This window comes from Bradyrhizobium sp. 147, assembly GCF_023073935.1.
Taxonomy (GTDB): Bacteria; Pseudomonadota; Alphaproteobacteria; order Rhizobiales; family Xanthobacteraceae; genus Bradyrhizobium.
On record NZ_JADPKL010000099.1, the window covers coordinates 120,261 to 132,007 of the forward strand.

14 protein-coding genes are annotated in these 11,747 nt (G+C 64.2%); 6 read left to right on the plus strand and 8 right to left on the minus strand.

What is annotated here, in order from left to right; translation table 11 throughout:
* Window positions 1-29 precede the first annotated feature (29 nt).
* Window positions 30-503, plus strand: a complete 474-nt coding sequence (locus IVA87_RS26380) for a VOC family protein (RefSeq protein ID WP_247335718.1) — start codon at window positions 30-32, stop codon at window positions 501-503.
* 14 nt (window positions 504-517) lie between these two features.
* Here the strand turns inward: IVA87_RS26380 and IVA87_RS26385 are convergent, their stop codons facing one another.
* The 6 genes from IVA87_RS26385 to IVA87_RS26410 all read right to left on the minus strand — a co-directional run bounded on the left by IVA87_RS26385 (window position 518) and on the right by IVA87_RS26410 (window position 6,332).
* On the minus strand, window positions 518-1,069 hold the full coding sequence (locus IVA87_RS26385; RefSeq protein ID WP_247335732.1) for a CAP domain-containing protein: 552 nt from the start codon (window positions 1,067-1,069) through the stop codon (window positions 518-520).
* A gap of 93 nt (window positions 1,070-1,162) precedes the next feature.
* Complete coding sequence (locus tag IVA87_RS26390; RefSeq protein ID WP_247295247.1) at window positions 1,163-2,257, minus strand: serine/threonine protein kinase; 1,095 nt, start codon at window positions 2,255-2,257, stop codon at window positions 1,163-1,165.
* Window positions 2,258-2,264: 7 nt separating this feature from the next.
* Window positions 2,265-3,692 carry a methylenetetrahydrofolate--tRNA-(uracil(54)-C(5))-methyltransferase (FADH(2)-oxidizing) TrmFO gene (gene trmFO, locus IVA87_RS26395; protein WP_247295245.1) on the minus strand — a complete coding sequence of 476 codons (1,428 nt, stop codon included), beginning with the start codon at window positions 3,690-3,692 and terminating at the stop codon, window positions 2,265-2,267.
* A 126-nt stretch (window positions 3,693-3,818) separates the two neighbouring features.
* Window positions 3,819-3,971 (minus strand): DUF1127 domain-containing protein, encoded by a 153-nt coding sequence (locus IVA87_RS26400; RefSeq protein ID WP_007590701.1) that lies wholly within the window; start codon window positions 3,969-3,971, stop codon window positions 3,819-3,821.
* A gap of 499 nt (window positions 3,972-4,470) precedes the next feature.
* A complete protein-coding gene (locus tag IVA87_RS26405) occupies window positions 4,471-5,295 on the minus strand; it encodes a lytic murein transglycosylase (RefSeq protein WP_247295243.1) in 825 nt (274 codons plus the stop codon).
* 128 nt (window positions 5,296-5,423) lie between these two features.
* Window positions 5,424-6,332 carry a DUF2189 domain-containing protein gene (locus tag IVA87_RS26410; RefSeq protein WP_247295242.1) on the minus strand — a complete coding sequence of 303 codons (909 nt, stop codon included), beginning with the start codon at window positions 6,330-6,332 and terminating at the stop codon, window positions 5,424-5,426.
* A gap of 333 nt (window positions 6,333-6,665) precedes the next feature.
* Here IVA87_RS26410 and IVA87_RS26415 point away from each other — a divergent pair, with 333 nt between their 5' ends.
* The gene (locus IVA87_RS26415; RefSeq protein ID WP_247295238.1) at window positions 6,666-7,052 is read left to right on the plus strand and encodes a DUF3597 domain-containing protein; all 387 of its coding nucleotides are present in this window, start codon (window positions 6,666-6,668) and stop codon (window positions 7,050-7,052) included.
* A gap of 54 nt (window positions 7,053-7,106) precedes the next feature.
* Here IVA87_RS26415 and IVA87_RS26420 read toward each other — a convergent pair whose 3' ends face one another.
* A complete protein-coding gene (locus IVA87_RS26420; protein ID WP_247335720.1) occupies window positions 7,107-7,382 on the minus strand; it encodes a GNAT family N-acetyltransferase in 276 nt (91 codons plus the stop codon).
* Between the two features lie 316 nt (window positions 7,383-7,698).
* On the opposite strand from IVA87_RS26420, the gene IVA87_RS26425 reads away from it, so the two are divergent.
* Window positions 7,699-8,094, plus strand: a complete 396-nt coding sequence (locus IVA87_RS26425; RefSeq protein WP_247335723.1) for an SPW repeat protein — start codon at window positions 7,699-7,701, stop codon at window positions 8,092-8,094.
* A gap of 109 nt (window positions 8,095-8,203) precedes the next feature.
* On the opposite strand, the gene IVA87_RS26430 is transcribed toward IVA87_RS26425, so the two are convergent.
* A complete protein-coding gene (locus IVA87_RS26430; protein WP_247295233.1) occupies window positions 8,204-8,563 on the minus strand; it encodes a hypothetical protein in 360 nt (119 codons plus the stop codon).
* 99 nt (window positions 8,564-8,662) lie between these two features.
* Here IVA87_RS26430 and IVA87_RS26435 point away from each other — a divergent pair, with 99 nt between their 5' ends.
* The 3 genes from IVA87_RS26435 to IVA87_RS26445 are packed head-to-tail and all read left to right on the plus strand — an operon-like array spanning window position 8,663 to window position 11,426.
* Window positions 8,663-9,049, plus strand: a complete 387-nt coding sequence (locus IVA87_RS26435) for a hypothetical protein (RefSeq protein WP_247335726.1) — start codon at window positions 8,663-8,665, stop codon at window positions 9,047-9,049.
* Window positions 8,949-10,556: an acyl-CoA synthetase gene (locus IVA87_RS26440; protein ID WP_247335730.1), complete on the plus strand. Its 1,608-nt coding sequence runs from the start codon at window positions 8,949-8,951 to the stop codon at window positions 10,554-10,556. Before IVA87_RS26435 ends, IVA87_RS26440 begins: the two co-directional genes overlap by 101 nt.
* A 9-nt stretch (window positions 10,557-10,565) precedes the next feature.
* The gene (locus IVA87_RS26445; RefSeq protein ID WP_247295224.1) at window positions 10,566-11,426 is read left to right on the plus strand and encodes a DUF296 domain-containing protein; all 861 of its coding nucleotides are present in this window, start codon (window positions 10,566-10,568) and stop codon (window positions 11,424-11,426) included.
* Window positions 11,427-11,747 lie beyond the last annotated feature (321 nt).

Consider the following 11,747-nt stretch of genomic DNA (forward strand, 5'->3'; position numbering starts at 1 on the left):
TGGCGTTTGGGAAACTGAAAGGAAGCGCGATGGCGAAGAACACGATCTGCCTCTGGTACGACAAAGACGCCGAGGCTGCTGCAAGCTTTTATGCTAAGACCTTTCCAGACAGCGCCGTGAGTGCCGTTCACCGCGCGCCCAGCGATTACCCGTCCGGCAAGGCGGGCGATGTTTTGACCGTCGAATTCACCGTGGCTGGCGTTGCTTGTCTCGGCCTCAATGGCGGTCCCGTGTTCAAGCACAACGAAGCCTTCTCGTTCCAGATCGCCACTGACGATCAGGAGGAGACAGATCGCTACTGGAACGCCATTGTCGGCAATGGCGGGCAGGAGAGTGCGTGCGGCTGGTGCAAGGACAGATGGGGCGTTTCCTGGCAGATCACGCCGCGTGTATTGATCGAAGCGCTGGCGGCCGGCGGCCCTGAGGCCAAGCGCAGCTTCGACGCGATGATGGGGATGACGAAAATCGACGTCGCCGCCATCGAGGCAACGCGCCGCGGCTGAAATTGCCCCCGGCCTCAGATGCAGAGGCTGAGTAGCTTGATGTGGCAGCCGCTGGATTTGGGCTTGCCTGCGGGCGCGGCCTCGCGCTTCACGGCAACCAGCGGCTCCTTGTCTTTCTTTCTCTTGCCCTTCGGCTCGTAATCGCCGGCGATCACCATCGCCCAATAGGTGCGCTTGCCGCTGGCGTTCTTGGCGCTCGCGATGCCGACGCGCGAGGCGTTGTGCAGCAGCAGGTTCTTGCGGTGCCCGGAGGAGTCGATCCACTGTCCCAGGGTTTTCTCGAAATTGTCGTAGCCATAGGCGATGTTCTCGGCGGCGCGGCCCGCACCGGCCGGAGCGACGCGGCGGTTGAACGGGCCGAGTGCGTCATGGCTGAGGTCGTCCTTGGCCGCCATCGCGCGGGCCTGATCCATGGCGATGCGATCGAGCGTGGCGTCGCGCACGACGCGGACCTCTCCGTGCTTAAGGCGGAAGCTCGAGATCAGCTCGGCCGGGGATTCCGCCATTGCGGGCGCGCTTGTCAGCAACATAAGTCCCGCGATCACCCCGCCAACCACACGATGCATCATCGTTCCCCAAGCACCCATGACCCCACCAAGTCTGCCTTTGCCCGACCGCTTCTCTATCGCCATTGTGGACGCTTCAAGGCGCGCGGGACCTTAGCTCGTCGGCAGGTCCGCCTCGAAATTGAAGCGGTCGCGCAGGTTCTTACGCTGCTCCAGGATGTCCTTGAGGAAGGCACGGTCCTGGTCGTTCTTCATCATCGGCTCGATCAGGTCGAGCTGGTTCATGGCGACCAGTTGCAGGACCTCGGTGCGCGGCTTGCCGCTGCTGTCGCGGGGCAGGGCGTGCACGACCTGGATGTGTTCCGGCGGCTTGGGGCCCTTGGCGGCCGCAATCTCGTTGCGGAGCTCGCCTTCGAGCGCGGCCTGGTCGGCTTCGACGAAGGCATAGAGCCCGACGCCGGAGCGGCGGTCGGCGAAGGCGACGATGGCGGTGTCGCGCACGGCCGGATTCTTGCGGATCAGCTCCAACAGTACCGGCGCGTCGTTGACGAGGCGGCGGCCACCACCCTCGCGATCGGTGAAATTGAATAGGCCACGTGTGATGGCGCGATAGACCTTCTTGCCGGTGGCGAGCCACAGGCTCGCGGCGAATGACTTCTTCGCAAGGATCTTTCGCTCGCGCGGCGTCAACGCCTCGGGCGCGTAGGAGCGCTTGTGTTTGAGCAGGTGCCGGAGATCTTCATAGGCCAGGATGCGGTAGAACCGGCCGCGCCGCGCAAAGCAGGCGGCGAGCTGGAAGTCGGTGACATAGGCGCGGCCGTCGCGACCGACCAGCCAGTTCTGCTCCTTGGCGAGATCGTTGTGGCAGATGCCGGCGCGGCGAAGCCGCCGCAGCGCGGCCTTGGCCGAGCGGAAATAGGCGAGGTCGCCATGCGGCTTGGCCAGATGCAGCGCGACGCCATCAACGAAGCCGCGCACCAGCGCGCGGCGTCCGGCCCATAGCAGCTCCGGACCGACGTTGAGGCCTTTGGCGCGCGCGAGCGCATGCTTCTCGCGCGCGAACAGGTGGCGTGCCAAGAGGAACGACCACCACGGCACCTCGTCGAGACGGCGCAGCACCGCGTCGACCTCGCCGTTCTCGCTGCGGAAGCGGCCGCGCTCGACGGTCGAGAACACGTCGCGCTTGAGCAGCACGCCCTCGGTCCAGCGCGCCGACAGCTCCGCGGCGTCGTCTTGGGGGAGGCTCATCGAAAACTCACGCGGCGGCGGCAATGCGCAAGTGGTCGGCGATCCAGCGATCGAGATCGGCGAGCGCGCGTGCGCTCAGCGCCTGCTTCTTGGCCACCGTCTTCTCGTTGCCGCGCAGCCGCGTGCCGTCTGGCTTTTTTGTCGGCGCGGTCGCGAGCGGCGGGAACAGGCCGAAATTGATGTTCATCGGCTGGAACGAGCGCGTGCCGGCCTCGATGGTTTCGATATGACCGCCGGTGATGTGGCCAAGCAGCGATCCCAGCGCCGTCGTGCTGGGCGGGCTCGCCAGCGTCTCGCCGCGCGCGTCGGCGGCCGCATAGAGACCGGCGATGAGGCCGACGCTGGCGGATTCCACATAGCCCTCGCAGCCCGTCATCTGGCCGGCAAAGCGCAGCCGCGGCTGCGCGCGCAGGCGCAACTGGCCGTCGAGCAGCTTTGGCGAATTGAGGAAGGTGTTGCGATGCAGGCCGCCGAGGCGGGCGAATTCAGCCTTCTCCAGTCCCGGTATGGTGCGGAAGATGCGCTGCTGCTCGCCATATTTCAGCTTCGTCTGGAAGCCGACGATGTTGTAGAGCGTGCCGAGCTTGTTGTCCTGGCGCAGTTGCACGATTGCGTAAGGCTTCGTGCTCGGATCGTTCGGATTGGTCAGGCCAACCGGCTTCATCGGGCCGTGGCGCAGCGTCTCGGGACCGCGCTCCGCCATGACCTCGATCGGCAGGCAGCCGTCGAAATAGGGCGTGTTGGTCTCCCACTCCTTGAACTCGGTCTTCTCGCCGGCGATCAGCGCTGCGACGAAGCCGTCATACTGCTCTTTGGTCATCGGGCAGTTGATGTAATCGGCGCCGTTGCCGCCAGGACCGACCTTGTCGTAGCGCGACTGGAACCAGGCCACCGACATGTCGATGGACTCGCGGTGCACGATCGGCGCGATGGCGTCGAAGAAGGCGAGCGCATTTTCGTCGGTCAGTTCGCGGATGGCATGGGCCAGCGGCGCAGAGGTGAGGGGGCCGGTCGCAACGATGACGTTGCTCCAGTCGGACGGCGGCAGGCCTGCGACCTCGCCGCGGGCGATCTCGATTTTGGGGTGGTCGTTCAGGGCCGCGGTGACCGCCGCAGAGAAGCCGTCGCGGTCCACGGCCAGGGCGCCGCCCGCGGGCACCTGGTTGGCATCGGCCGCGCGCATGATCAGCGAGTCGAGCCGGCGCATCTCCGCATGCAGCAGGCCGACCGCGTTGTTGGCGGCATCATCCGAGCGGAACGAATTGGAGCAGACAAGCTCGGCGAGCCCGTCGGTGCGGTGCGCCTCGGTCATGCGGGTCGGCCGCATTTCGTGCAGCACCACGGGCACGCCGGATTTGGCCACTTGCCAGGCGGCTTCGGAACCGGCAAGGCCGGCGCCGATCACGTGCACGATGTTCGATCGGGATCCTGTCATGGGGCGGACAGGTAGCGCTTTTCGGCGGCCAGTGGAATCGCCGAGATCGAATTTTCTGCCATCAGAAGCGATAACGCCCCCACGAGGCGGGCGCTATCGGTTCGTCCGGTGAACGGCTGAACGATATCAGCCCTGATACTGGCCGGCGGCAACGCGCGGGATATCCGAGCGATCGAGGCCGATGTCGGCCAGTTCGCGATCGCTGAGCTGGGACAGCTCGGCAACATTGCGCTGATAGTCCCGGAATGCCTGGATCATGCGGATGAGCGAGAGCAGCATTGGTAGTCTCCTGTAGTTCGATTCAGCCCTTGCCCGGGGCTGCGTCGTTGAAATGAATATAGGTGAGGGTAGTGCAGTGCGAAAGTTCCGATGTTGCGATGCAGCTAGGCGATGAATGCATAGCAATAATAACTGACGATTAACCTGCGGGCTTTCGCGCTCAATCCTGTCGTGAGGCAGATTCCGGTGAGGTAATGCCCGTTATTTCACGGAGTACTACGGAATGCGCAGTTTAATGCATTGCGGAAATATGTTTCCGCCCACCGATCCGCTAGCAGGTCTGCAGCGTCTAGACTCAAGCTCGGCATGCGCTATTCGCATCCCTTTAGGAATATAGGAGTGAATAAACATTCACGTTTTCCGACTGCGCTGCGATTCGTTCCGTTGCGGAGAGGACTGGACGGGCGGGTGCATGCGAAAAGGTGATGCACGCCGCGAGGAGGGCATCCAGAGAAGGCCAGTCGCCGACCGATCGGCCTTCCGCGTTCCATCGCGGGGCTTACGGAGCGCGCGCGAGCTGGGTGGCGAAATAAGCCACCGTCTTGGAATAGACCTCGCTCTTGTTCCACTGCTGGAGCACCGCGAAGTTCGGACTGCCCGGCTGCCAATCCTTGCCGCGCTGCCAGCCATAGCCGGCGAGATAATTGGCGGTGGAGGCGAGCACGTCGGGCACGTTGTGCAAGAGGTCGCGCTTGCCGTTCCCGTCGAAATCAACGGCGTACTTCACCCAGGACGACGGCATGAACTGGGTCTGGCCGAGCTCGCCGGCCCAGGCGCCCTTCATCTCGGCAGGAGCGAGATCGCCGCGCTCGACGATGCGCAGAGCATCCATCAGCTCGGCGCGAAACTGCTCGGAGCGCCGGCAATCATACGCCAGCGTCGCCAGCGAGCGGATCGTGGCGAACTTGCCGGTGTTGACGCCGAAATCGGTCTCAAGGCCCCAGATCGCGACCAGCACCTCGCCCGGGACGCCGTAAGCCTGCTCGATGCGCGAGAGCACCGAGCCGTATTGCTTCATCATGTTGGAGCCGCGCTGCATGCGGGGCGGCACCATGCGGCCGGAAAACTCCTCAAAGGTCTGGCTGAAGACCTTTTGCGAACGGTCGCGATTGAGGACGCCCTGATCGAGCGTCACGCCCGCAAGTCCCGATGCAATGGCCTGTTGCGAGATGCCCTTGGCCGCAGCATCGGTTTTGAAGTCCGCAAGCCAGGCGTCGAAATTGCCGGAGCCGCAGGCAACAGCGGCGAGCACTGGCTGGGCTGACAGGATGGACGCGGAGAGGGCGAGGGCTGCGAGAGCCAGACGAGAAATCGTCGTGGTCATCAGATGAAATGGATTCCGTGAGTGATCAGACCGGCGCGCATAATCTCGGTTGCAACCGCGGCCAAAGCAAGGCGTGTGACGGCGCGCGATCCTGCCCGGGCCGGGCAGGATCGCACGTCACGATGTCGTCAGGCGTCCGTCCTATTCCGCCAGGGGAAGAGGTTGGCGGGGAAATCGGCGGCGGGCTTGCGCGGACGATGCGGCGGAGGCGGCACGGGACGAGCGCCTGGATCGGACACGATCACCTTGCGGTAGAGATGCCAGGTGGCATGGCCGAGCACCGGGATCACCACGGCGAGGCCGAGGAACGCCGGGATCGTTCCGAGCGCCAGCAACACCGCCACGATTAAGCCCCAGGCTGCCATCGGCACCGGGTTCTTCGCAACGACGAGCAGCGAGGTGCTCATTGCCTCGAATGCTCCGGCATGGCGGTCGAGCATCAAGGGGAACGAGACGGCACTGATGCAGAGCGCGGCGAGCGCGAATAGGAAGCCCGTGCCGCAGCCGACCACGATCAGCCACCAGCCCTGCCGCGTCGTCAGAACGCGCGTCAGGAAATCCGAGATACCGGTCACGCCCTCATAGCCGAATGCCGCAACGTAGATCGCCTGCGCGGTCGCGACCCAGGTCACGAACAGAGCGAGCAGCAACGTGCCGAGGCCGAGCATCGCACCGAACGACGGCGAGCGCAGCACCTCCATGGCATCCCAGGCGGTGGCCTCCTCATGGCGTTCGCGCCGGCTGGAGAGCTCGTAGAGACCGAGCGCCGCGAAGGGGCCGATCAATGCGAAACCCGCAGCCAGGGGAAACAGCAGCGGCAGCACCGAGTAGCCCATCACCACACGGGCGAGCACGAGGCCGAGCACCGGATAGATCACGCAGAGGATGATGGCGTGGCTCGGAATGGCCTTGAAATCCTCCCAGCCGCGCTTCAGCGCGTCGTGCAGGTCGGACAATTGGATGGTTCGGATCACCGGTCCAGCCGCTTCCGCGGTCCGGGCGGTGCCGGGGACATTGCCCTGGTAGAGTGTGGCCATGGTCGCTAGCTCCCTTGCCATACGGCCGATCTCGCGCCGGCAACGGTGCACGCGGCCGCTTGCTTGAACGATCGCGATTCCGACCAGACGCGAATTCCGGATGGCATCGCGAGCTGAACGGTAAGCGTACTCCCAATTGCGAGTCCTGTCCCTCACGCTTGAGTGAAATTCGATGACGCAGTGCAAACCTCGCCGATGTCATTCGGCCGTCATTTCGCCGCAGATAAGCTGATGCTGCGTGTTGGTTCGCACAACGTCGCGGGCGCAACGCAGGAACATCGTCTATAAGTGCCACTCAACGCCCTTCCAACGGATCCTTTTCGGGGAGCAGACATGAGCATTTTCGGGAAAATCATGAGCGCGATCTTCGGCAGCCATCCGGCTGCTGCCGCGCCCGCCGGCAGCGCGCCCGCAGGGGCCGCGCCGGGAACATCCGCGCCGGCTGCCACGCCCATGGCGGCTGTCGACGTCGCCGCGGTCGTCGACAAGGCGGTGGCTGCGCACAAGGGCGAGAAGCTGGAATGGCGCACCTCCATCGTCGACCTCATGAAGGCGCTCGACATCGATTCCAGCCTCGCTGCGCGCAAGGATCTCGCCAAGGAGCTGGGCTACACCGGCGACATGAACGACTCCGCGAGCATGAACGTCTGGCTGCACAAGCAGGTGATGTCCAAGCTCGCCGCCAATGGCGGCAAGCTGCCGCCGGAGATCAAGCACTGACCGATCGCTCGGTCGTACCGCAAGGGCCCGCGATCTCGCGGGGCCCTTTTGGGTTCAGGCGAGGAGATCCGCATCTTCCGGATGCCTGTCGAGATAGTCGACCACGAAGCCGCAGCCGGCGATCACCTTCCTCCCGTCGCGGCGGATCAAGTCCAGCGCGCCCTTGACCAGCTCGGACCCAATACCTCGGCCACGGAGGGCGCGCGGCGTTTCGGTATGGGTGATGATCACGGCCGACGGCGTCAGCCGGTAATTGGCGAAGGCGATGGCGCCGCCGACATCGAGCTCGAAGCGGTTCTTGTCCTTGTTGTCGCGTACCGAAGCCGCCATGTGGGACCCTTCCATAGTGCAGATTGCGTCCCGATTTAGGAGGCTGACCCCGCCCTTGCCAGGTGAGACCAAGGAAGATTGCGGCAGGGGAGATATCTGCAATGCGCGTCCCTGCGGCCGCATTGCAGCATCGACGTCTCGCTCTGCGAGCATGATAAGCGGCCGCAAATAATCCTCGATATTGCTCTTGCAAGGTCCGCGGCGGTTCCCACGTCCTTTGGAGGACATACGCCCGAATGCGGCCGGCAGGGTCGCGAGACATTCGGAGTGTCGTGATTGCCAGCCGCAGACGTATGCCTCGTTGTAGGAGGGTACGATGTCGGACTTTGGTTTCTTCAATACTCATCGAACGTGGGAAGACTGGTGCGGGATGCTGCTCGGCGCGGTGATCGTGGCTTCGCCGTGGTTTCCGATCCAGGATCAAGCGATCGCCGGACACCAGACGATGATCCTGAATACGGTCGCAATCGGTCTGGTCGTGTTTGGCCTCAGCCAGCTCGAATATGTCGCCTTGCAGCGCTGGCAAGAGGTGATGACGATCCTGGTCGGACTGTGGCTCATCGCCTCGCCTTACGTCATCGGCTATTCCGGAGAAGGCTTTCTCCGCATCTATCACACGAGCCTGGGTGCGGTGGTGGTGCTGCTCGGCATACTCCAGCTGTGGCAGGACTGGGATCTGAATGACCGGGACATGCTCAAGCACGGACAATAGCTCTTAGATATCGTCAGGCCCGCCGGTTACGGACGGCGGGCCTCTGCCCTCAGCTCGTGACGATATCTGAATAATCCGAGCGCCTCTCGAACGATGAGAGCGGTTTGATTCAATCCGTGGCTTTGGCGAGCCTGGACTCTTCGGGCTGCGGCTGCGAGCGGAGGCAACCTCGGCAGATGACCAGGGAGCGGTTGACCCTGGCGTCCTGCTCGGCGTCGCTGCCCTCCTGCGCCTGCCACCATTCCTTCGAATAGGGCTGAAGTCCGGCATGCGATCGGTCGTGCTGGGATCGGACTGCGGTGCGCGTCGGTCCGGACGCTGCGTGCGGCCGGTTGGGATCCTCGCCGGCGCCATCCCAGGCATAGCGCGCGGGCTTGAAGGCGGGATCTGAGGCCAGATGCGCTTGCGGGGCCGCGGCACATCCGGCAAGCGCCAGCGTGAGCAGGAGGAAGGCGGGCGCTTTGACCATAATGCGATACTCTTTACGCGAGACCTGAGCGAGGTTGCGCTGATCATGTTTAAAATTCCCTGAACGGCTGCGGCTGCGGCTGCGCCGGCGACAACGCGCATGCGTTATCTGATCCTCCTGCTGGCTGTGTTCGCCGCCGCCGCGCGCACCGACGATGCAAAGCCGCTTGATCCGGCCGATTATCCGCCGGGCGTGCAGAAGGCGCTGCGCTGCGCCAATGAGGACTGCGACAGCCAGGACGGCGGCGCCGTGACCTTAGTTTGCGTTCAGGAAGCCGTAGGGCAGGCGCGCGGCAGGCGGCCTTGCGGGGGCGCGTTCGATCGCGATAAATGGGCTGCGATGAGCGGGCAGATAACCTGCTGTCCGCACTCGAAGAGGAAGCCCGATGCAGCCCCTGCGCATGTCCCGCCGTGTCATGAATCTCGCTTACATGCTGACCCAGAATGCGCGGCGGCATGGATCGCGACCTGGCTTTGTCTGGGGTGACAAGTGCTGGACCTGGCGCCAGATCGATGCGCAGGTCTCGGCGCTGGCGGCAGCGCTCGCCGCGCGCGGTATTGCGAAGGGCGACCGCATCCTCGTCCATTCCACGAATGGCGACGAGATGTTCTTTTCGATGTTCGCCGCGTTCCGGCTCGGTGCAGTCTGGGTCCCGACCAATTTCCGCCTGATGCCGGATGAGGTCAGCTATCTCGCTCAGGCCTCCGGGGCGAAGGCGTTCTTGTGCCATGTCGATTTTCCCGAACACGCGGCGGCAGTGAAGAGCGGCGCACTGGAATTCACCTGGAGCATCGACGGCAAGGCCGCGTTCGGCGAGCGCTCGGTGGCGGACGCCATCGCCTCGCATACGGGCGCTGCCGTGGACAATGTCGCAGTCGAGCATGACGATCCCTGCTGGTTCTTCTTCACCTCCGGCACCACCGGGCGCTCCAAGGCGGCGGTGCTGACCCACGGCCAGATGGGCTTTGTCGTCACCAACCATCTGGCCGATCTGACACCCGGTGTGACGGAAGAGGATGCCTCGCTGGTGGTGGCGCCATTGTCGCACGGTGCAGGCGTGCATCAGTTGATGCAGACCGCACGCGGCGCGCGTACCGTGCTGCTGCCGACCGAGAAATTCGACATCAACGAGGCGTTTCGCCTCATCGAGGCGCAGCGCGTCAGCAATCTGTTCACGGTGCCGACCATTTTGAAGATGATGGTCGAGCACCGCGCGGCCGACAAATACGACCATTCCTCGCTTCGTCACGTGATCTATGCCGGCGCGCCGATGTATCGCGAGGATCAGAAGGCAGCGCTGAAGAAGCTCGGCAAGGTGATCGTGCAGTATTTTGGCCTTGGCGAGGTCACCGGCAACATTACCGTGCTGCCGGCCGCGTTGCACGATTCCGAGGACGGCCCGCATGCGAAGATCGGCACCTGTGGCTTCGAGCGCACCGGCATGCAGGTCTCGATCCAGGACGATGAGGGCCGCGAGCTCGGAGCCAACCAGAGCGGCGAGATCTGCGTGATCGGCCCCGCGGTGTTCGCCGGCTACTACGATAATCCCGAAGCCAATGCGAAAGCGTTCCGCAACGGCTGGTTCCGCACCGGCGATCTCGGTCACATGGACGAGGAGGGTTTTGTCTACATCACGGGACGGGCTTCCGACATGTACATCTCCGGCGGCTCCAACATCTATCCACGCGAGATCGAGGAGAAGATTTTGACGCATCCGGCCGTCGGCGAGGTCGCCGTGCTCGGCGTGCCCGATCCGACCTGGGGAGAGGTCGGCGTTGCCGTCTGCGTCGCGCGCGAAGGCGAGAAGCCGGTGAGCGAAGCGGAGATGGCGGCATTTCTCTCGCCGATGGTGCCGCGCTACAAGATGCCGAAGCGGTTCTTCTTCTGGGAAGCGCTGCCGAAATCCGGCTACGGCAAGATTCCAAAACGCATGGTACGCGACGAGCTCGAGGCGCGAGGCCTGCTCGATCTCGACAAAACGAAGGCCAGCTGAGCGGGCGTCATGCGCAGCATCAAGCAGCCGGGCGCACCTCACGCAGAACGCATCCAATGGGTGGAGGCGAGGGGACGCGCCTTCGCCTTCACGCTTCAAGCCGGTCTGCCGCTGCTGGAAGCCGCGCGCCGCGGTTTTGCCGCGGAGGGTTTTGCCGGCGGCGTGCTCAATTTTGGTGCTGGCGCGCTTGGGCCGTTCGGCTATGTAATGCCGGCACTGTCGAAGACGGGCGACAATGCAGCGTTCTACAGCGATGCGTTTCGGCCCAAGGGCGTGACGCGCACGAAGCTCGGCAGGATGACGCTGGGTGTGCGGGAGGGCGCGCCGTTCTTTCATTGCCACGGGCTGTGGACGGAGGCCGATGGCCGCGCCAGCGGCGGCCACATGTTGCCCGACGAGACTGTTGTCGCCGAACCGTTCGCCGTCGAAGCCTTCGGTCTCGATGGTGCGATGTTCACGGCCGAGTCCGATCCAGAAACGAATTTCAAGCTGTTCGGGCCGGTGGCGGCTGAGAGCACCGGTGCGCAGGCCAAGAGCCGCGCCTTCGCGCTGCGGCTGCGGCCTAACCAGGATTTGGCCGGCGGCCTCGAAGCATTCTGTCGCGCGCACGGCATTGTGCGTGCGAAAATTCACGGTGGCGTCGGCTCGACCATCGGCGCGCGCTTCACCCATGGCGGCGTTACCGAGCCGTTTGCCACTGAGCTGGCGATAACCTGCGGCGCCATCGAGGCCGGTTCGTCCGGCGCGCTCGAAGCCGCCCTCGATGTCGCCCTGATCGACTACACCGGCGGCCTCGCCGAGGGCCGCTTGGTCCGCGGCGACAATCCCGTGCTGATGACCATGGAGCTGGTGCTGGAGCCGATGGGCTAATTGGGCTAAGGCACGACCGAAGCTTGCGACCCGCAGATGCCACTTCCATGCAGTTTGTGTTCCTGATATGTTCCTTGAAGATTTCGGCGGGGACGGAGGGGGAGCATGAGCCGGACACGACGTCGACAGACCACACTGCGTGCGCCTATCTCAGGCGTGTCTGGCTCGATCGCTCGCGGGTCGAGGACTGGGAGGCTTATCCGTTCTGCCTCCCCATCTTCAGCAGGGCTATCGCATATGGCGAAGCATACTGAGGAGGAAGGCATCATCCCAGCCCGCGCGCTTGATTTTGCGTCGAATCGAGGCGGTGTCGGGATGAGA